Consider the following 19,028-nt stretch of genomic DNA (forward strand, 5'->3'; position numbering starts at 1 on the left):
ACCAGGGCCTGAAGGCCTACTGCAATGCTCGAAGTGCATACTCGAGCCACAGCAGCCAGCGGCACACGCAGTGCCGCGGCCGGGCCCCGCCATCGGCCCGGTCAGAGGTTTTTGCTGCAGAAGGAGACGTTGAATGCCCTACCAATCGAATGAACAGCTGTTCAATCACTTCAGGGAACATGGCATCGACCTGAGCCACATCGACGCGCAACTGCAAGTGGTCGCGCCACACAGCCCCAACCTGCCGCTGTACCGGGACATGATGCTGACAGTCCTGCGCATGGCCTTTGACGACAGCGATCGCTGGAGCGCCAAGATCACCCTTCAGGCCCTGCGTGAACTGGACCATGCCTTCCGCACCTTGCAGCGCTACCGGGGGCGGCGCAAGGTCACCGTATTCGGTTCGGCGCGCACGCCCGTGGAGCACCCGATGTACGCCCTTGCCCGTGAGCTCGGCGCCACCCTGGCTCGCTCCGAACTGATGGTCATCACCGGCGCCGGTGGCGGCATTATGGCCGCCGCCCACGAAGGTGCCGGCAGCGATCACAGCCTGGGGTTCAACATCACCCTGCCCTTCGAGCAGCACGCCAATGCCACGGTAGACGGCACCGACAGGTTGCTGCCCTTCCACTTTTTCTTCATCCGCAAGCTGTTCTTCGTCAAGGAAGCCGACGCCCTGGTGCTTTGCCCCGGCGGTTTCGGCACCCTCGATGAAGCGCTGGAAGTGCTGACGCTGATCCAGACCGGCAAGAGCCCGCTGGTGCCCGTGGTGCTGCTGGACTCCCCCGGTGGCAGGTTCTGGCAGGATTGCCTGGACTTCATCAGCCGGCAACTGGAAGAAAACCGCTACATCCTGCCCAGCGACATGAAACTGCTGCGCCTGGTGCACAGCGCCGACGAGGCAGTGGAGGAGATCAACCAGTTCTACAGCAACTACCACTCCAGCCGCTGGCTCAAGAACCAGTTCGTGATCCGCATGCATCACCGGCTCAGCGAAGCGGCGCTGCAGGACGTCCAGGAGGGGTTTGCCGACTTGCGCCTGAGCGGCCGGTATCACCAGCATGTCGACAGCGGAGCCGAGCACGAGGTGGGTAACTTCAGCCACCTGACGCGTTTGACATTTGCTTTCAATGGCCGTGATCAGGGGCGGTTGCGGGAGTTGGTGGACTTCATCAACCTGCCGGAAAACTGGGCCAAGCCGGAGCCGATGCACACTACTCAGCGGGCACGGGAGGCGCTGAAGGTCAGTTGATCGCTGCAGGACGTAATCGCCTGTAGGAGCGGCCTTGTGTCGCGAAAGGGGCGCGTAGCGCCCCCAGCAATGTCAGTAGGAACGCTGAAACTACTGGGGGCGCTACGCACCCCTTTCGCGACACAAGGCCGCTCCTACACGACGATGTTGCCTGATCAGTAGTCGTCGAGATCCCGGCCACTGAGCAGGCGGCCGATCATGTCCAGGGGAAAGCCGCGGTAGGCAAGGAAGCGGGTTTGTTGGGCACGGCTTCGGGGATCTTGCGGGCGCTGCCCGGCGAACTTGCGTTGCCAGGTATCCTGCAACAACTCCGACCAATTCACTTCACTCTCGCGCAGGGCCTGGTCGATGTCGCTTCGGTTCAGGCCTCGCTGGCCAAGCTCCTCGCGAATGCGCGCGGGGCCGTATCCAGCACTGGAACGGTAACGGATGAAGCTTTCGAGATAGCGGGCTTCGCTCAACAACCCCTCTTCGGCGAGCCGATCAAGCGCAGGCTCGATCAGTTCATCCGGAGCGCCGCGCTGACGCAACTTGCGCGTCAGCTCGACACGACCATGCTCGCGGCGTGCGAGCAGGTCCATGGCTGTCCGCCTGACGGCGACGGGGGTGTCGAGTACCACGGACATGCCAGCAGCGATCAATAACCGGTGTCGGCGTCAGCCATGTCATCGGCATCGGCTTCAGCGGCAGCGGCCTTGCCGGCTTCGGCAACAGCACCGGCCTTGAGCAGCTTCTCGCGAATCTGCTTCTCGATCTCGGCACCAATCGCTGGGTTCTCGTGCAGGTACTTGGCCGCGTTGGCCTTGCCCTGGCCGATCTTGTTACCCTGGTAGGCGTACCAGGCACCGGACTTCTCCACCAGGCCCTGGGACACGCCCAGGTCGATGATTTCGCCGTTGCGGTAGATACCTTTGCCGTAGAGGATCTGGAACTCGGCCTGACGGAACGGTGGCGAAACCTTGTTCTTGACGATCTTGACGCGGGTTTCGCTGCCGACCACCTCGTCGCCTTCCTTGACCGCGCCGGTACGGCGGATGTCCAGACGCACCGAGGCGTAGAACTTCAGGGCGTTACCACCGGTGGTGGTTTCCGGGCTACCGAACATCACGCCGATCTTCATGCGGATCTGGTTGATGAAGATGACCAGGCAGTTGGCGTTCTTGATGTTACCGGTGATCTTGCGCAGGGCCTGGGACATCAGACGGGCTTGCAGGCCGACGTGCATGTCGCCCATTTCGCCTTCGATCTCGGCCTTCGGCACCAGGGCTGCCACGGAGTCGACGATGATCACGTCAACGGCGTTGGAGCGCACCAGCATGTCGGTGATTTCCAGGGCCTGTTCGCCGGTGTCCGGCTGCGAGACCAGCAGGTCGTCGACGTTGACGCCCAGCTTGCCGGCGTATTCAGGGTCGAGGGCGTGTTCGGCGTCGACGAAGGCGCAGGTGGCGCCGTTCTTCTGGGCTTCGGCGATGACCGATAGGGTCAGCGTAGTCTTACCCGACGATTCCGGACCGTAGATTTCGACGATACGGCCTTTAGGCAGACCGCCAATGCCGAGAGCGATGTCCAGGCCCAGGGAGCCGGTGGAGATGGCCGGGATGCCTTGGCGCTCATGGTCGCCCATGCGCATGACCGCGCCTTTGCCGAATTGGCGTTCGATTTGACCCAGGGCCGCAGCCAAGGCGCGCTTCTTGTTGTCGTCCATTGAAATCCTCACGTGTTCGACTTGGCCCTGACGGCCGGAATACCTGTATAAGTAGCCAGTATTATTCCACAGGCAAGCGCGCGAGCAAACCCCTGTCGTCGATTTACTCGGCGCCAAGCTGTAACAAGCCGTCTAACGCGGCGATCACCGTCTGTCGGCGCACGGCTTCGCGGTCGCCGTCGAAGTGCCGACGCTCGCTGCTCACGTGGCTGCCATCGGCCCAGGCCAGCCATACGGTGCCCACTGGTTTGGCTGGCGAGCCACCGTCGGGCCCGGCCACGCCACTGACCGCCACGGCAAAGCGCGCACCGCTGGCGGCCTGGGCACCGCGGACCATGGCCTCGACCACTTCCTGGCTGACCGCACCGACCTCGGCGAACAGCGCCTCGGGTACCTTCAACTGGCGGGTTTTCTGGGCGTTGGAGTAGGTCACGTAACCGGCCTCGAACCAGGCCGAGCTGCCGGGCACGCGGGTAATGGCCTCGGCGATGCCGCCGCCGGTGCAGGACTCGGCGGTGGTTACCTGGGCATTGAAGCGGCGCAGGTGTTCGCCCAGGCGGGTGGAGAGAACGGTGATCGGGTCCATGGGGTACTCCTTGGGGGATGGGGACACCGTAGCATTTGGGGGGGATGTGGAACAGGCGGGTGCATGCCTTGGGCTTTGCAGCGCGTGGGAGATCGAGCGCCGCCCGCGCGGCGCATCGCGAGCAAGCTCGCTCCTACGTCTGTTTCGGGCCAGTAACGCCTGTGACAGGCGCGCGCGACCGCCTTGTCGGCACGACGTGATATTGCGTAATGCGCCTAGGCATCCGCGCGCAAACCTCACAGGAAACATTGGCCCGAAACAAACGTAGGAGCGAGCTTGCTCGCGATGCGCCGCGCGGGCGGCGCTCGATCTGCCAGGCGCCAAAACCCCCAAGGCATGCACATCTCAAAGCCCCCCGCGCCCCCCTCGCACATAATCCTGACAAGCCCGCAACGCAATCAACCCCCGGTCCCCTTCATCGGTGATGGCGATAATTCGTCGAGCATGCGCCGGCTCAAGTCGGGCGCGTACGGTTGCATGATCCACGCCGCCGGCGCCGGTGGCGGCAGGCACTGCGGCGCAGGCGCTGTCGCGCTCGACCAGGACCGACAGGCGCAGATCGGCAGTAGCGAGGCGATCACGCAGGCGAGCCTGAGCCTGTTGCGCATCGGTAAGCTCCTTGAAATGACGGGTTTCACTTTCCTCCAGGCGCTGCTCCACGGCTTGCCGCTGCCCACGCTCGGCAAGCAGCCGTGCCGCCGTGGCATCGGCCTGCACCTGGGCCTGTTGCGCCAACTGTCGCCCGTAGCGCCAGCCCTGGACCTGCCAGGCCAACGCCACGGACAACACCAGGACAAACACGCCCAGCCCCGCTTGCCATCGGTTCAACACAGCACCTCACGCGCCCGCGCCCAGAGCCTCAGGCGATCTTCCAACCCGTTCAGCCCCCCATTGATATGGCGGGTGATGCGGTTGAACTCGCCCCGGTCGGCCAGGGCGTTGAGCCCTCGCGAATGCCAGAACCAGGCTGCCGATTCGCAGGCCCAGCGCGGTTGCTCAAGCAGTTGTGGCTGCGCCAGCAGGCGTTCGTCACCGAACAGCGCACGGCTGCAGGCCTGGTAGTTGTTGCGCCCGGTGACCTGGATCAGGCCGCGCCCGCAATACAGCTGGCCATCACCATCGGCCACGGGGGTATTGCCCAGGCGAATGGCCAGGCTGCCGGTGTCGTAGCGCGCCAGGTAGCGGTCGTTGCCCAGTTCCTTCACATGACGGAACTGGCCGGACTCGTGGCCGGCCTGGGCGAGAAATGCCGCCACGCGCTTGGGGTTGTCGATCTCCCAGCGCGGCAGCGTGACATTCAGTGCAGCCAGAAAAACGCCCGCGACGGGGCGGGCGTTGGGCAGAATCTGTAGCAGTTGTGTTTCGCTGAGCATGTCCGTCCTCCTTCCTTGTTTCTTCGCTTGCGCGCCCTCAAGCCTTGACCGCAGCCTGACGGCGCGGCGCCGCGCCCTTGGCCTTGACCTTGCCCGCCTTGCCACCGTTGCCTTGCACCGTGGTGCGCCAGCCCGAAGCGGTGAACACCTGCTCCACCGAATCGATCTGGTACTGGCCGTCCAGGCCATCGACAAAACCCTGCAGCTCGATGCTGCGCTCGGCGAACAGGTCGGTGCGCCCGGGCAGTTCGAGGCGCACATGGGCGGTGCTGCGGTTGAAGCTGGCCAGGCGCGCCCTGGCCGCCTGCTCGGCGGCGGCGCGATTGGGGTACAGATGGCGGTCGGTGTGCACCGGCCGCTGGCCGTCCGCCGCCTCGTCGTTGGCCAGCTCGACCGTCTTCAGCTCGCCACTGGCGCTGTCCTGGTGGCGGGTGCGCACGGCCTTGCGCGCGGATTTGTCGTCCAGCCGGAAGTGCCACTGGCTGACATCGCGGCGGGCAATGCCGACCACATCCAGGGGTTTGCCGCTGGCGCTCTGCCCGCCCTGGCGCGGCAGCACCAGCAACTGGCCGTTGGCGAGCTTGGCGGTGCTGTCGTACTGCAGGGCCAGGCGGGTGATGAAGTTGAAATCCGATTCGTTGTACTGATCGACCCGCGGTACCTGGGTCAGCACCGGGCAGATCGCCTGCCAGCCATTGCGGGCACCGATGTCGGCGACGATGCGCTGCAGCGGCACGGCCTCCCAGCTGCCGCTGCGGATGCTCCGGCCGGTGCCACGCAGGTCGCTGGCCTTGCCACGGATCACCAAGGTGTCGGGCGGGCCGGACAGCTCGACCTCATCCACGGTATAGCGCCCCAACCGAGTCAACGGCTGGCCGGCGTAACCCAGATGAACCTCGATCAACGCACCGCGCGCGGGCAGCGCCAGGACGCCGTCACGGGCGTCGATGCGCAGTTCGAAGTCGTCCGACTCCATGCCCGGCTTGTCGGTGGTGCGCAGCAGCAACAGGCGGTCGTTGATCAGTGCGGTGATGTCCTGGCCGTCGGCCTGGATGCGAAAGATCGGTTGCATGGCATCAGTCCCACAGCTGGACGACATTGGCCGGCGCCAGCGCCAGCGTCGGCAAACGGATCCTCACCCCGCTGCGCAACGGCTGGGCCTCGTCGGCCAGCCCCTGGTTGGCCTGCAGCACCGCCTCGACGCTGCCGTCGAGGTGCCCGTAATAGTGGTGGCAGAGGGTGTCGAGCAGGTCGCCCTCAGACGTTTTGCAGGTCTTGTCCATAGCTTACGAACTCCAGTGAAAAGCCTTGTTTGCGTGGAATGCCGCCGGCCAGCAAGGCGCCCTGGTCTTCCTCGATGCTGGTCAGGCACCAGGTGCCGAGCACCTCGCCGTAACCGGTGGTCAGCGACAGCGGCAGCAGTTGGCGGCCAATCCCGCGCAGCGCCTGCAACTGTCCGAGGCCGCCTTTGAAACCGGGAAAGATCGCACCGTGGATGCTGATGGTTTCTTCACCCAGGCTGACCGCCTGCTGGGCGTTTTCCCGGCTCAGGCGCTCCTGTCCGGCCCAGCGGAAACGCGTCTGCCGGCGCAACTGGTCGAAGGCGGCGGTGTCGAGGTTGAAGTAGTAAGGCGCGGCGTTGGCCTTCAAGGGTTGCAGCACCAGCAGGTGCGGGAACGGCTTGATCGCCTCCGCTGCCGGCGTCGCCTCGGGGGCGAAGCCAAAGGTCGACAGCACGCCCTGCCCCACCGCCTTCACATCGCCGATCACCTGGCGAATGGCCGCGCCGGCCTTGCCCAGGTGTTCGGCAAAGGCGTCGGCCTGGTCACGCACCTTGCGCACCACCTCCAGGGCCTGGTCGTACTTGGCGATCACCTTGTCGACGCGCTGCTTGGCCGAATCGATGGCGCGCATCGTGCGTTGCAGGCGCTTGCCGATGTCCGTGCCGATCCATGGCAGGGCTTCGAGTTCGGCGGCCGCCTGCTTGGCGTGGCCGACCGCCTGGTTCATCGGGTCGAGCATGGCGTCGGCACGCCGACGCCCCGCCTCGCCCGCCTTGACCAGTGCATGCAAGCCGCCTTGCAACTGTTCCAGGTAGGTCATGGGTCCTCCTCAGGGTTGCGGTTGATCGGCCATCTGCACCGAGCGCGCCTGACGCATCAGGTCGTCGAGCATGCGCCGGGCGATGGCTTCCAGTTGTTGCAGGGTGGTCGGGTCGTCGAGGCTGTTGTTGAAGGTCACCGGCATGTTGGCGGTGAAGGTGAATTGCTGGTTGACCACCGGCGGTACGACAGCCTGTGACTGCTGTGCCGGGTTGTCCGCAGGACGGGCTGCCTGGGCCGGTGAACGCTCTGCGTCCGGGGTTGCCCCAGGCGCATCGTTACCGGTGACGGAAGCCACGGCTTTGCCGAACCAGCCACCGGCGAATTCACCCGCCATGCCACCCAATGCGCCACCGCCCAAGCTCCCCAGCACGCCACCGACGGCGGCACCGATCGCAGTGCCGATGCCAGGCACCACCGAACCGATCATGGCCCCTGCTGCGGCGCCACCGACCCACCCTGCCGAAGTCCCGGCCAAGGTACCGCCCAACCCACCCACAGCCTGGCCATAACCTTCCAGCTTCTCTGCGGGCGTACCTTCGCTCTGGTAGGTGTCGACCAACTGCAGCGTGGTATCGAGCACCGCGGCCACCGGGACACGCTTGAACAATTTACCGGCCGCTGGCAGCGACTTGCCTGTGCCGATCGAGGGCAACGCCGGCACAGCCTGGGGTTCGGATTGTTGCTCGGCCATTGGCGCTTCATCGCTGTCTTGCGACGCGGGCGCCTCATCCTCCGCGAGCCAGTTGAAAAGCTCGCCTCCGGCCCTGTCCCCCACGGCCTCGCCAATCACGCCGCCCGTTCTGGCCCAACGCTCTTGCCTGGCCTCGTCCTGCTTGTTCTCTTCGTCCTTTTGCGCCGCCTGCTTCTTTGCGGCCGCTCGCTGCGATTTGGCTTGGGCTGTGCGCTGGTTCTTGGATCCGTACTTGTTCCTGCCTGCCCTCCGTCCTTTTTTGCCTGCGCCTGCCGCTGTACCGAGAGCACTGCCTAGCGCTTTACCTTTGCCTCTGAACAGCATCGCCGCCATCGAGCCCAGTACACGACCGCCGACATCGCCGAGGGCTGCGCCGGTACCGCGCGCCACCTCTTCACCGTCCTCGCCGGTGATCACGGCCTTGGCGACCTTGCCCAAGGTCTCGGCACGGTTTTCCCGCCATTCCTTCAGCCCACGCTCGCGTATCGCTCGCTTTTTCTCCGGCGACTGTTTGCGGTAGGCGTGAACGGAAGCAGCCCCAAGGCCCAATGTGCCAAGCCCTCCTGCAGCCATGGCAATGCCTTTGGCGGAGGCCAGCGGGTTGCCATCGGCCTGCGGCGTGGGCTCCTTCGCGGGTGCCTGCACCTTGCCTGGTGCGGCTACTCCTTGCCCTTGCACGGCAGCCTGCCATTGCTGAAAGACATTGACCGTCATCTGGCCAGGTAGCGGCTTTAGGCGCGCCAACCCGGCAATCACCCGATCCAGCGTCAGGTAGTGCTGACGCAAACGTTCGACCGCATCGCCCTCATCTGCCAGCCGGGCAATCTGCTCTTCGTGCTGCTGATCCTGGTCCAGCGCCAGCTCGCGCTCGACCTGGCGTACCTTGCCGAGCGCCAACCCCAGGCCGATCACCTCGCCGATCAGCCGGCCGAACCGGGTGCCGTCGGCCTGCCTGCGCAGGCCTTCGACATTCCGGCGCAGCAGGTCGATGGCCTGGCCCAAGGGGTTGATGGCGGTGACGCCGAGCCCGAGGGTGAACACCTGTGTGTTCGCCATAGGTTCCTCCTTGTCACGGCGCGAGCCACCAGACCATGTCGCTGTACGCCATGGTCATGATGTCGCTCGCGGAAAAGTTCAGCTCCTTGGCCAGCCGCCTGGCGGCGGCCTTCTGCCGGGCCGGGTCAAAGTTCGTCGTCCTGCACCAGGCGAAAGTAGCCGCTTTGCAGGCGGCCATAGTCCTTCAGGGCGAGGCCTTCGAGGTCCTTGATGCCGACCTCGGCCAGCGACGCGAACAGGTTCAGTTCGCGCTGCTCGTCGTCGACGTCGCCACCGGCCTGGGCATTGCGGATATCGCGCACGGTCGGCGCACGCAGCGACAGGCTGTCGACCTGCACGCCGTTCGCCTCGCTGCTGCGTGACAGGCGCACGGTGACGCGGTCGGCACTCAGGGTCAGCCACTGCGGCTGCTTTTTCGCTTGAGCCATGCTGCCCTCCTTACAAGCCGAGCGCGGCGCGCTGGGCGGCCAGTTGGTCGACGCCATCGATCACGCGCTTCATGCCCAGGGCATCGATCTCGTAGACCAGGCGGCCATCGACTTCCAGCTTGTAGTAGCTCAGGCCGACGCTGTGCTTGATCTCGGCCTTGTCGCCGGACTTCCAGTCGCCCATGTCGATTTCCTTGAGGGTGCCGCGCAGGGTCACCACCACCGGGGTGATCGCGCCCTTGAGGCCCTTGAAGGCGCCGCGGAAGGTGCCGTTGAAGCCGCTGCCATCGGCCAGGCCGAAGAACTTCAACGCTTCGCGGCGCACGCCGGTGGTGCTGAAGGCCGCTTCCTGCTTCTCCATGCCCAGGTCCATCTCGACCGGCATGTCCATGCCGCCGGGGCGGTGTTCTTCCATCTTCAGGGTGAGTTTGGGCAGGGTCAGGCTGGGGACATCGCCCTGGAAGCTGACGCCGTCGACGAACAGGTTCAGGTTGGCCAGGGTTTCGGGAATCATTGCCATGTAAATGTGCTCCTTAAGCAGCGGAATCGAGGACTTCGGTCAGCCACTGGTTGGTGACTTCAACGCGGAAATTGGGGTTTTCGGCAGGCGGCACGTCGGTGAAGCGGATGTTCCAGTACACCTTGCCCTGCTCCAGCTGGCTGGCAGTGTTCAGCTCCGTGTCGGCGAAGACCTCGAAGTTGATGATCGCGCCCTGGTTCTTCAGGTCGCGCATGAAGGCCTGCAGGCCTTCGGTGACGTCCTTGACGTAGGTGGCGGTGATGGAGCGGTCGACGGCCCATTTGTGGCCGTAGAGGATCGCGTCCATGACGATGTCCATGGTCCGCACGCGGGTGACGAAGGCCCATTTCGGGTCGCTGGACAGGGTGCGGTTGCCCCACAGGCGGAAGCCGTCGTCGCGGATGATGGTGGCGATGTTGGCGTTGTTCAGCAGGTTGGCGCGGCAGCTGTCGTCGCCATCGAGGAACTCCACCGGGCGGGTGGTGCCGGTGATGCCGACGAACTCCTTGTTCGACGGCGAGGCCCAGAAGCCGTACTCGCTGTCGGTCCAGGCGAACAGGCCGGCGACCCAGGCCGAGCCGGGCGCGTCGACGGTGGCTTCTTCGCCGCTGTCGAAGTACTGCACGCCCGGGTCGACCAGGAAGGCGCGCTTGGCGCCGAAGTCCTTGGCGTAGTCCAGGGCCGCTTCATCGGTGGTGTTGGGGCCGTCGATGATGGCGATGGCGCGCAGCTTGTCGGCCAGGGCCACCAGCGCGGTGCCGACCGCCTGGGTGGCGCTGTGGCGCGGCGCGGCCAGCAGGCGCGGCTGAGCGTTGAAACGGCTCTTGCCGTCGAGCAGCGCCTGCAGGCCGGTGCGCTTGCCGTCGGCCTGCACGGTGCCGATGATTGCCGCGGTCTGCTCGGCGGCGTCGTCGAGCCTGGCCACGCCGCAGGCGACGATGACCGCCTTGGCCCGGGTGTAGATGGCGCGGCAGGCCTTGGTGATGGCGGCGTTTTCGCCGAAGGCGGCGACGGCTTCACGTTCGCTGGTGATCAGCACCAGGTCGTTGGCCTTGGCCGTGGCGCCAGCGCCTTCGGTGAAGGTGTCGACCAGGCCGATGATCGACGAAGACGGCAGAGAGATGTTGCGGGCTCCGGTGTCGACGTTGGTTACGGTGACGCCGTGGAAGAATCCACTCATGTAGGTTTACTCCGGGTTCGGGTGTGAAAAGGCCCTGCGGGTGCAGGGCCTGGAAGGGTGTTGAAGAGGAAGAAAAACGCCCCGGCGGTGCGGGGCGTTATCGAGTTTGTTCTGCGAGCCAGACGGGAGGGGCCGGGCGCTGCGAAACGTCAGGGAAGGCGTCGGACTGGGGCCAGTCGCGCAGGGCCTGCATGAAGACGAGCAGTGCATTGAACTGCTCAGCGGTCAGCGTCGTGTCACTACCGATTTCCAGCTGATCGCGATGGCGGTCACGCAGCCACACCACTTCTGCTAGCTTGGCATCGCGCCAAGTGCGCTCCTTGGTAAGGATCTGGCCAGAGTCGGCCGCTGGGAAGTCGACCAGTTCAGGAAGACCGTCAGCGCCAGGCTGCATGAGCTTGTCCGCTGGTCTTTGCGAAACCACGGAGGCAAACAGCTCTTGCGAAAGCTCTACGGCATCGGCCGGCCAAGTTCCGGCCTTGATGTAGCGCTCACGCAGATCAGGTGAGTAGCAGGTATTTTCAGAGGGCGAGTAGAACATTTGAATTATTCCTGATCAGTTGCCGACTGCGAAGTACCACGCCTGGACAGCCCCCGCTGTGCTGGCCAGATTTGGTACCTGCCCGCCCGTACCGAGAAAACCGTTCCAGGAGAAGGACGTACGCGTACGGCCGTTAATCGTTGCATAGGCCTGCTGGTTGCCGGAATTCTGATAACCCGTAAGCACTGCTGCAAGGCAGGTGTTGGGGAAGGCGATAGGGAAGTTCGTTGTGGTCGTCGCGCTTGCCGCACAAGGTGCCGCGCCCCACTGGAAGACCAAACCTCCCAGCCAGCTTGGCAGGCAGATATAGCCGTTCGACGCCAATTGCATCGACAGGCCGAAGCGCAGTTTCTTCGGCGTCACGAATGAGGTGTTATCAGCACCCGCATCAGTTACTGATTGAGTAGCGATCTTCGCAGTGCCTAGCCGAGTCTCTGTTGCTTGTGCCGCCAGTGGTGCCAAGCCAGCCACGTCTGCCACGCCTTGGTTGACGGGCGCGCTCCAAGCCTTGATGCACCACATTACGGCAAGGCTGCGCGGGCGGGTTTCCGTGCCCCCTTTGGCTGCTGCTGGGGCGAACACATTCGACCCAAGTGTCGCCATGAGAACAGAGCTGCCTGTAGCTCTTCCTGTTGCGCCAAGGTTCGTTGTAGCACTTCCGGCCACATTGGCCTCGAACGGCATTTTTGCAGTGCCAGCCTCAGCTGATAACACTGTGTGGTAGTGGTCGAGCAGAGAGTCTGCGGCCCAGCTACCTATAGTTCGACCCGAATCGACGCCGCGCCCGTGATCCCAACCCCGCAGGAATTCGCCGCGATAGTCTGGAAGCCTGAAATAACCTGTCGGCTCATCGCCTTTGTTGTAAGTGGTACCGAGATACGCCGACAGATCGGGATAGGCAGCACTGCTCTGGACACTTCCATCCAGTTCAAGGTAACCAACAGGCACCTGCGCTTTCGGGAACGGAGTAACCGCACCGACCGGCGTAGATGAGCGGAGAGCATCCAACTCGGCAATGAGCGCGGCAACGTCTACCTGCCCCTGATTGACAGGAGTATTCCAGGCTTTGATACACCACATCACAGCCATATTGCGCGGACGCGCTTCATTACCGCCTGAGGCGTTGAGGTAATTGCTGTATTGCGCGGTTGCAGCCTGGGTGCCGTTATCCGCAACGAGACCACTTCCAACAGTACCGGAGGTATTTCCGAACACTGGAACACGTGAATAGGTGTGAGTGTGGGCTTCGTTCTGTCCTAGCTGACTACTACCCAGGGTACGACCTGCGTCGATCCCTCGCCCGTGGTCCCATCCGCGTAGGAACTCGCCTCGGTAATCAGGGAGGCGGAAGTAGCCCGTTGCTTCGTCACCCTTGTTGTATGCGGTGCCCAGGTACTCGTACAAATCCGGGTAGGCTGTCTTGCTCTGTACACTTCCATCCAATTCAAGAAAACCCGCAGGCACCTGAGTTTTCGGGAACGACATGATCGCGCCAACAGGCGTGGACGAGTTTAACGCCGCTAGTTCCTCGACTAATGCAGCCACATCGATGTGGCCTTCATTCACTGGTGCGTTCCAGGCTTTGATACACCACACCACCGTCATGTTGCGAGGGCGGGTTTCAGAACCACCGAACGCACCGGTATTGATACCTGGGTAACCGGCGTCCAGCCCAGTGTTCTCCACAGTTACATAAAAGCCGCCTGTCGCGCCTCCACTCGCGGAGCCTGATCCAATACCGTACTTGACGCCTGTTACGTCAACATTGAGCTTCTCGTGTCGGTGCGACTTCAGCGCCTCGACCTGACTGCTGCCAATCTCCCGACCGGCGTCTACTCCGCGTCCATGGTCCCAGCCACGCAAAAACTCCCCACGATAGTCAGGAAGGCGGAAATAACCCGCAGGTTCGTTGCCATTGTTGTAGGCAGTGCCCAGGTACGCAGACAGGTCTGGGTAGGTCGCTGCGCTCTTGGTGCTGCCATCCAGCTCCATGAAACCCGGCGGAATAGCATTTACCGGAAACGGCAGGATCGCCCCAACCGGTAACGAGTTCCCACCCAGTCCACCTTCCACCTGGAAGCTGGCCCCATCGTGAACAAGCGTGTACAGCACACCCGCCTGCAGATCGCCGGCGCTCAAGTCGACCACGCCGCTACCGCCAGACTTCTTGACCGAAACCGCAGCCAGGTTACCAACTTTCGCGGTCACCGCTCCGGTGTTGGCAACACTTGCCAGAAACTGGAATCGCTGCCCCGCCTTGTAGGCATCCAGCGTTGCCTCGCTGCTCTTGAGGGATAACAGCAAGGCATTGTCAGTACCCGCAGCTGCCCCGAGCCAGGTCAGCGGCCCCGAATCCTTGGCCACATCCGCACGGCGCAGGTACTGGGTATGCGGGTTGGCTGCATCTACATGCGCCTTGAGCTGATTGCGTGCATACAGCTCTGCCGCTTCACGGGCCTTGTCCACATAGTCCCGGGTGGCCAGCACGATGCTCGGGTCGACTTTCAGGGTGATGTTGGCGATGTTGCCGAACACCACGTGCATGCGAATGGTCTGGGTGCGGCCACTGCCCTGCACCAGCAGCGGTTTGTAGCTCGGCGCCGGCGAGGCTACCGCGACGAAGTTGCCAGCGGCGTCCTCCAGGGCGAGTTCGCGAATCCACCAACCGCCGGTTTCCGGCGGCAGCACCAGCTCCGCCACCAGCACAGCCGGGTCGGCGGGCGATTGATACAGCGCATTGAGTTGGGCCCGATAGACCTGGCGAACCAGAGAAGTCTGAGTCGGTTTGGGTACCGGGTCCGGGGCTTGCGACGGCTCGCCGCCCGCATCCCCGATGAGCATGTGGGTGATGTTCCAGGGCAGCCCCAGCATGGCACTGTTGGCCTGCTGGGCGGTGCCCACGTTGGTCAGGAAACCGCCGAATTGCGTGGTTGAGTTAGCCATTCAGGTAAATGTCCAGTAAGTCTTGTGTGTGATCGGCAAGCAGGCTGTAAGCCCCCACCTTGACCTCGATGTCTGCGGCCTCCCAGGGGTAGACCTCCAGCAGTTCGCCTTCGAACACAGGCACCGCCTGGTAAGCCGGCACCCGCGCCTCGAGGCTGATATCCAGGGCCAGCAGTTGTCGGGAGACGGGCCTCGCGTCATCGATCAGCCGCACCAGTTCTTCATAGGTTTCTTCACTGATGCCGGATTCGGAAACGCCCACCTTGAGGGAGAAGGTGCCAGGAACGCCCAGGGGCTCAACCTGCCACCATTCATTCACTTCGATGAGGTAGCCGAAGGGCTCGACCACTCGACGCAGCGCGCCGAGGGTGCCCTTGTAGGCATGCACGAAAAATGCAGACCGGATGACCGAGCGGCGGACCTCCTCCGACCAGGATGGATCCCAACGGTCCACCGACCACGCCCAGGCCAGCTGATAAAGCAGATGCGCCGGGCAGGTATCCGGGTTGTAGAGCTGGCGCAGGCTGACCTTGAGGTCTTCATCGGCCGCCACTTCGATGGCCCGCTCCAGCGGTGTGCGGTTGAGCGGCAAGAGGCTGTGCATGTCGTCAGCCCCCTCTGGTCAGGGTGAAGCCGCTGCACCAGGCCGCCTGGGCCTTGTTCGGACGGATGTCGGCCCAATCGCTTACCTCGACCCGGCTGACGCCATCGATATGCAGCTGCGCATCGATGCCGGAGCGGGCCACCTCCACGCCCAGCCGCCGCCGCGGGTTGATCCAGGCTTCCAGGCGGCGCTGGCACTCGGCGAGGATCGCCTCGTACTCGGGGCCGCTGTCGGCCAGGTGCAGCACGGCGTCGATGCGGTATGGCAGTACTTCGGCGCTGCGCACCACGACGCGGTCGGCGACCGGGCGGATGTCGTCGTCGTTGAGGTAGGCCGCCACCTGCGCCAGCAGCTCGTCGCTGGCGCTGCCATCACCCTCCAGGCTCAGCACGGTCACATCCACCACCGCCGGCGACGGGCTTTCGGCGGTGGCGTCAGCCACCTGCCCCGAAGCGTTGCGGGCATGCAGGATGTAGCTGTTGCGCGGGCCGGCGGTGGTCAGGCCTTCGTAGACCAGTTGCACCCGCTCGCGCAGGGCGTCGTCGGCTTCCAGCAGGGCTTCGATGGGCGGCACGCTGGCCAGGTCCTCGGCCTGGATCACCAGGCGCTGCAGGCTGACGTTGGCGGCCAGCTGGTCGAGGTCGCTGCCTTCGGCGTAGCCCAGCAGCAGTGCCTTGGCCGCATCGTTGATGCGGGCGCGGTTGAGCAGCTTGCGGTAGGCGCCGACCTCCAGCAGCTTGGTGACCGGGTCGCTTTCCAGGTTGGCGGTCCAGCCGTCGCCCAGGTATTCGCGGAAGGTCTCCAGGTCGGCCTGGTAGAGGGCTTCGTAGTCGAGGTCTTCGAGCAGTTGCGGGGCGGGCAGTTTCGACAGGTCGACCTGGCTCATACGCTCACCTCCACCAAGGCGTCGTCGCCCAGATAACGGCCGCTCAGGGCCAGGCTGACCTGGCCGTCGAGCACGGCGACGACCTTGACCCGTTCGAGCTGCAGGCGCGGCTCCCAGCGGCCCAGGGCACGTGCCACCTCGGCCTGTACGGCGCTCTTCCAGCCTTCGTTGACCGGCAGGTCGACGAAACGGCGCAACTGGCTGCCGTATTCAGGGCGCATGCGCCTGCTGCCCAGTGGCGTGGTGAGGATGTCTTCGATGGACTGGCGCAGGTGATCGATGCCGGCCAGTGGCTGGCCGGTGCGGCGGTCCATGCCGATCATGGCGCACCTCCCCTGGCCGCGCTCCGTTGATAGGTTTGCATGGCATTCTCCGGGTGTGAAAAGGCCCGCATCGGCGGGCCTGGTTCAGTGTTTGTGGTTGGCGGTGTTGCCGGCGGTATCGATGATCCGCCCGCCCCCGTTGATGTCACCGCTGACCTGCAACGGGCCCTCGACGCTGACATTGCCGGTGAGCTTGATCGCCGCCGCCTGCAGGCTGATCGCACTGTCGCTGACTTGCACCGTGCTGGCGCCGACGGTGATGGTGGCGCTGCCGCCGGGCAGCTGGATGTCGTAGTGGCTGGCCTGCCAGTCGTAGCTGAGCGAGCCGCCGTCGTCGAAACGCCAGACCTCGACGTGGTCGCGGTTGTCCGCCGCGCTGCCGGCATTGCCATAAAGGCCGGGGATGAAGGTGCCCTGGGCCGGCTCGCCGCTGGGGCTGAGCAACACGCCCTGCTCGCCCAGGCTCGGTGCCCGCCAGTGCCGGGCCTTGCCTGCGGCCTGGGCATGCCAGCGCAGCCAGGCGCTGGTCCAGCCACTGCCATCGGACACCCGCACACGGGCGGCGGCGAGGTCCACGGCCACCACCCGACAGGGAATGAGCAGGCACGCCAGCATGCGGTCATGCATGGCGCTGATGTAGCTCATGCCAGGTCCTCGGGGGCAATGTAATGCGCTTCGTTGCCCAGGCCGGTGTCGGGGGCGAAGCCCAGCACAAGGCTGCCGGGAGGCTGGTCCGGCCAGTTCCAGCGCGGCTCGCCGAGCAGCACCGGCTGGTCCCAGCGCACGGTCCAGGCGCTGCCTTCGAACTGCGCCTGCACATTGCGGCTGGCTTCGACGAAGTCCAGCGCCCAGTGCTGCTGGCGCAGCAGGTCCATCAGTTGCGCGGCCAGCAGGCTGCCTTGCAGGCGCGCTTCGGGGTTGGCGCTGTCGGCGGTGATGTCGGCCTCGAAGGTGGCGACCAGCACCGAGCGGCCGTCACGCGGTGCGGCGTCGGCGGTCATCTGGACGATGCCGTGGCGCAAGGCCGGGCGCTCAGGGGCGCTGCCTACAGTGGCGTAGGCATCGACTGATGCCAGATCCGGCATTGCCTCACGAATGGTTGCGGTCACGGCTGAATGCAAAATGGCCAGTTCGCTCATGTTTATCCTCCTTATCGCTCATCGGCCTGGGCACTTTCACGCAAGCCCAGGCGCTTGATCGCCCATCGCTCATAAAGGCGCATGGCGACGTCGGCGCCGCCCACCGCGGTCAGGCAGCCAAATGCACTGGCCGCCCAGATCGACAGGCCGCCGGCATACAGCAGCATGACCGTCGATACCCCGCAGACCATGCAGGCGCCAGAGCGCAATACCAGTCGCCGCAGCAGCGACCAGCCCCGGGCGCCGGCCTTGTCGGCTCGCCACATCTCGCCGCTCAGGCCGCCCAGCAATGCCAGGACGATTACCAGCCAGAGCGGCATTTCCAGCAACGTCTGTTGCTCGTTCGTCACTGTCCTGTCTCCTGTAGTGATGCCTGCCGGCATTGGCCGGCAGGCAGTGGTTGTTGAACTCGGCATTCCAAAAAGCCCGCCTTGCAGGCTTTTCAGTAATGCGTTGTCGAACCGCCGGCCACGACTGGTGACGCCATGCGGTTCCGCTTCAAATTGGTGACTCCGACCGCGGCTGCCTGCCCGCCGGATAACTGATCGTGGTGCTTTACGCTGCACACCCGGGCCAGTTGCCAACCCTCTGGACAGTTGAGGCCTGTCCATCGCTGCCTGTGTAACAACCGGTTTCCGTCCGGCTTGAGACACAGGTTATGCATCAGTGCATATGCAGTCAATGCATTTCTTCAAATTTCTATGCGCCTGAATTTGCTTAAATGCATGAGAGCTATGCACGGCCTGGCTTGTAGGGCTTTTCTGCAGACGAAAAAAAACCCGCCGAAGCGGGTTTCTTGTGGAAGGCGATGATCAGCGGGCGTACATACCCCACCAGAACACATGCCCAAGCAGGCTGATCTGCTCGTCCTGCATCTGCTGGAAGCTGTAGTCCTCGTCAGGGTGCTCGTCGCGGTTGAAACTGCGCAGGCGGATGCCGGTAGGCAGGCGATAGACCTGCTTCACCCGCAGCTGGCCGTTGTGGTTGATGGCATAGAGGTCACCATCGATGATGTCGCCGATCGAGCACTTGCCGGTGTTGACCCCGACCGTCGCGCCGTCACGCAGCACTGGCAACATGCTGTTGCCGCGCACGGTCACACACTTGGCCTGATCGAACTGCACGCCGTTGTGGCGCAGGCTGCGCTTGCCGAAACGCAGGCAGGCGCGCTCGCTTTCTTCGATGACGAATCTTCCTGATCCAGCTGCCAATTCGACCTCGCGAAGGAAAGGAACCGAGACCTCGTCGTCCTCGACGGGGGTTTCATCGTCCCACAGGCTGATGTCGCCCAGGTTGGCGTGGCCATGCACAGGCACCGCCGCTGGCAACGCGGCTGCCCGCGGCTCGCCGAGTTCGGCACGGCCGCGCAGCTGTTCGGTGCTCACGCCGAAGTACTCGGCGATTTTCGACACATGCTTGTCGGAAGGGTCGACGATCTTTTCGCTGAGGATCCGCGACAAGGTGGATTGCGGGACGCCCGTGCGCCGGTACAGCTCCGTCGGGGACAGGCCGTGGCGGTCGAGCAGTTCTTTGAGTACGGAGGCTACGTTGCGCTTTTGCATAAAATGCATAATGCAGGGCCTTGCGCAGAAATGCAATGCACCTGACTGGCCCATGGCCTGCGCCTGCATCTCGGTGAAAAAGCCTGTACCATTGCCGGTTTCACAATCGCCAACCAGATCACCCGCTGTAAGGC

General features: G+C 64.2%; 22 protein-coding genes. 1 reads left to right on the plus strand and 21 read right to left on the minus strand.

The annotated features are described in order from the left end of the window. Positions 1-133: 133 nt before the first annotated feature. Complete coding sequence (locus tag ACIP21_RS16395) at positions 134-1,252, plus strand: LOG family protein (RefSeq protein WP_400689373.1); 1,119 nt, start codon at positions 134-136, stop codon at positions 1,250-1,252. A 155-nt stretch (positions 1,253-1,407) separates the two neighbouring features. Here ACIP21_RS16395 and recX read toward each other — a convergent pair whose 3' ends face one another. The 21 genes from recX to ACIP21_RS16500 form a co-directional block, all read right to left on the minus strand. Beyond that, positions 1,408-1,878: a recombination regulator RecX gene (gene recX, locus ACIP21_RS16400; RefSeq protein ID WP_400689376.1), complete on the minus strand. Its 471-nt coding sequence runs from the start codon at positions 1,876-1,878 to the stop codon at positions 1,408-1,410. An 11-nt stretch (positions 1,879-1,889) separates the two neighbouring features. Next, positions 1,890-2,957, minus strand: a complete 1,068-nt coding sequence (recA, locus tag ACIP21_RS16405; RefSeq protein WP_400689379.1) for a recombinase RecA — start codon at positions 2,955-2,957, stop codon at positions 1,890-1,892. A 103-nt stretch (positions 2,958-3,060) separates the two neighbouring features. Next, complete coding sequence (locus tag ACIP21_RS16410) at positions 3,061-3,543, minus strand: CinA family protein (RefSeq protein ID WP_400689381.1); 483 nt, start codon at positions 3,541-3,543, stop codon at positions 3,061-3,063. A gap of 345 nt (positions 3,544-3,888) precedes the next feature. Beyond that, positions 3,889-4,374, minus strand: coding sequence for a lysis system i-spanin subunit Rz (locus ACIP21_RS16415; RefSeq protein WP_400689384.1), 486 nt, complete (start codon positions 4,372-4,374; stop codon positions 3,889-3,891). Beyond that, positions 4,368-4,916 (minus strand): glycoside hydrolase family 19 protein, encoded by a 549-nt coding sequence (locus ACIP21_RS16420; RefSeq protein ID WP_400689387.1) that lies wholly within the window; start codon positions 4,914-4,916, stop codon positions 4,368-4,370. The genes ACIP21_RS16415 and ACIP21_RS16420 overlap by 7 nt, the downstream gene beginning before the upstream one ends. A 37-nt stretch (positions 4,917-4,953) precedes the next feature. Then, on the minus strand, positions 4,954-5,988 hold the full coding sequence (locus ACIP21_RS16425; RefSeq protein ID WP_400689389.1) for a phage late control D family protein: 1,035 nt from the start codon (positions 5,986-5,988) through the stop codon (positions 4,954-4,956). Between the two features lie 4 nt (positions 5,989-5,992). Then, positions 5,993-6,199 carry a tail protein X gene (locus tag ACIP21_RS16430; protein WP_400689392.1) on the minus strand — a complete coding sequence of 69 codons (207 nt, stop codon included), beginning with the start codon at positions 6,197-6,199 and terminating at the stop codon, positions 5,993-5,995. Then, on the minus strand, positions 6,174-7,019 hold the full coding sequence (locus ACIP21_RS16435) for a phage tail protein (RefSeq protein WP_400689394.1): 846 nt from the start codon (positions 7,017-7,019) through the stop codon (positions 6,174-6,176). Before ACIP21_RS16435 ends, ACIP21_RS16430 begins: the two co-directional genes overlap by 26 nt. Positions 7,020-7,028: 9 nt before the next feature. Further along, positions 7,029-8,768, minus strand: coding sequence for a hypothetical protein (locus ACIP21_RS16440; RefSeq protein ID WP_400689397.1), 1,740 nt, complete (start codon positions 8,766-8,768; stop codon positions 7,029-7,031). Positions 8,769-8,893: 125 nt separating this feature from the next. Next, on the minus strand, positions 8,894-9,196 hold the full coding sequence (locus tag ACIP21_RS16445) for a phage tail assembly protein (RefSeq protein WP_400689400.1): 303 nt from the start codon (positions 9,194-9,196) through the stop codon (positions 8,894-8,896). A gap of 10 nt (positions 9,197-9,206) precedes the next feature. Continuing rightward, positions 9,207-9,716 carry a phage major tail tube protein gene (locus ACIP21_RS16450; protein ID WP_400689403.1) on the minus strand — a complete coding sequence of 170 codons (510 nt, stop codon included), beginning with the start codon at positions 9,714-9,716 and terminating at the stop codon, positions 9,207-9,209. A 13-nt stretch (positions 9,717-9,729) separates the two neighbouring features. Further along, positions 9,730-10,896, minus strand: a complete 1,167-nt coding sequence (locus ACIP21_RS16455) for a phage tail sheath subtilisin-like domain-containing protein (protein WP_400689406.1) — start codon at positions 10,894-10,896, stop codon at positions 9,730-9,732. Positions 10,897-10,993: 97 nt separating this feature from the next. Continuing rightward, positions 10,994-11,437: a phage tail assembly chaperone gene (locus ACIP21_RS16460; RefSeq protein WP_400689409.1), complete on the minus strand. Its 444-nt coding sequence runs from the start codon at positions 11,435-11,437 to the stop codon at positions 10,994-10,996. A gap of 15 nt (positions 11,438-11,452) precedes the next feature. Continuing rightward, positions 11,453-14,380, minus strand: coding sequence for a tail fiber protein (locus tag ACIP21_RS16465; protein ID WP_400689412.1), 2,928 nt, complete (start codon positions 14,378-14,380; stop codon positions 11,453-11,455). Continuing rightward, complete coding sequence (locus tag ACIP21_RS16470; RefSeq protein ID WP_400689414.1) at positions 14,373-14,984, minus strand: phage tail protein I; 612 nt, start codon at positions 14,982-14,984, stop codon at positions 14,373-14,375. The genes ACIP21_RS16465 and ACIP21_RS16470 overlap by 8 nt, the downstream gene beginning before the upstream one ends. Positions 14,985-14,988: 4 nt before the next feature. Then, positions 14,989-15,870, minus strand: a complete 882-nt coding sequence (locus ACIP21_RS16475; protein WP_400689417.1) for a baseplate J/gp47 family protein — start codon at positions 15,868-15,870, stop codon at positions 14,989-14,991. After that, the gene (locus ACIP21_RS16480) at positions 15,867-16,193 is read right to left on the minus strand and encodes a GPW/gp25 family protein (protein WP_400689419.1); all 327 of its coding nucleotides are present in this window, start codon (positions 16,191-16,193) and stop codon (positions 15,867-15,869) included. Before ACIP21_RS16480 ends, ACIP21_RS16475 begins: the two co-directional genes overlap by 4 nt. A gap of 84 nt (positions 16,194-16,277) precedes the next feature. After that, a complete protein-coding gene (locus ACIP21_RS16485) occupies positions 16,278-16,838 on the minus strand; it encodes a phage baseplate assembly protein V (RefSeq protein ID WP_400689422.1) in 561 nt (186 codons plus the stop codon). Continuing rightward, positions 16,835-17,332 (minus strand): hypothetical protein, encoded by a 498-nt coding sequence (locus tag ACIP21_RS16490; protein ID WP_400689424.1) that lies wholly within the window; start codon positions 17,330-17,332, stop codon positions 16,835-16,837. Before ACIP21_RS16490 ends, ACIP21_RS16485 begins: the two co-directional genes overlap by 4 nt. 11 nt (positions 17,333-17,343) lie before the next feature. Beyond that, a complete protein-coding gene (locus ACIP21_RS16495; protein WP_400689427.1) occupies positions 17,344-17,682 on the minus strand; it encodes a phage holin family protein in 339 nt (112 codons plus the stop codon). A 462-nt stretch (positions 17,683-18,144) separates the two neighbouring features. Beyond that, positions 18,145-18,903: a S24 family peptidase gene (locus ACIP21_RS16500; protein ID WP_400689429.1), complete on the minus strand. Its 759-nt coding sequence runs from the start codon at positions 18,901-18,903 to the stop codon at positions 18,145-18,147. Between the last annotated feature and the right edge of the window lie 125 nt (positions 18,904-19,028).

The sequence above is a fragment of the Pseudomonas sp. NPDC089401 genome (assembly GCF_044749485.1).
GTDB lineage: Bacteria > Pseudomonadota > Gammaproteobacteria > Pseudomonadales > Pseudomonadaceae > Aquipseudomonas.